The organism is Frigoribacterium faeni (genome assembly GCF_007988805.1).
In the GTDB taxonomy this organism is placed as follows: Bacteria; Actinomycetota; Actinomycetes; order Actinomycetales; family Microbacteriaceae; genus Frigoribacterium; species Frigoribacterium faeni.
In genome coordinates this window covers 1-661 of sequence record NZ_BJUV01000082.1, presented here as the reverse complement: position 1 = coordinate 661, position 661 = coordinate 1, and the positions used below count along the sequence as shown (strand labels likewise).

The 661-nt window shown below is 66.4% G+C and carries 1 protein-coding gene; it reads right to left on the bottom strand.

The window, feature by feature from the left end; all coding sequences use genetic code 11:
- Nucleotides 1-592 (bottom strand): CLIPPER-2 domain-containing protein (locus tag FFA01_RS15810; protein ID WP_443093384.1); only part of this gene is annotated, 592 nt, incomplete at its 3' end.
- Between the last annotated feature and the right edge of the window lie 69 nt (nt 593-661).

The following is a 661-nucleotide window of genomic DNA, read 5'->3' as shown; positions in this document are numbered from 1 at the left end:
TCGTCGCCGTGTTCGACAGCGTGCCCGCGTCGACGTCGGCCTGCGTCACCACATACGTCGCGGCGAACGTCGCCGACTCACCCGGGGCGAGGGACGCGACCGTAGCTGGGGTGATCGGCCCGAAGTCGCCGGTGCCGCTGAAGTCACCCTCAACCGGGGCGACATCGCTTGCGGTGACGTTGCCGGTATTGGTGACCACGAAGGAATACGTGACCGTCTGACCAGCCTCCGTGATCTCCGTCACATCAGCCGTCTTCACGACCTCCAGTTGCGGGGTCGGGGCGGTGATCACGACCGCGGTCGACGGAGGTGTGGTGATATCGGGGCTTCCGGGAATCACCGGTGTACCGGACCCGGTCGCCGTGTTTGACACTGCACCAGCATCCATATCGGCCTGCGTCAGCACGTATGTCGCGGTGAACGTCGCCGACTGGCCCGGGGCCAACGGTCCTGCCGTCGCCGGGGTGACCTCCGACAGTGTGCCGGCGCCGGTGAAGCCGGTCTCGGTCACGGTGACGTCATCGATACTCACGTTGCCGGTGTTAGTCACCAGGAACGAGTAGGTCACTGTCTGTCCGACAGTGCCCGCCACGTCAGGCGTCACGCTCTTCACGAGCGACAACGCCGGGGCAGGAGCCGTCGGGACGTCGACGGTCGACGG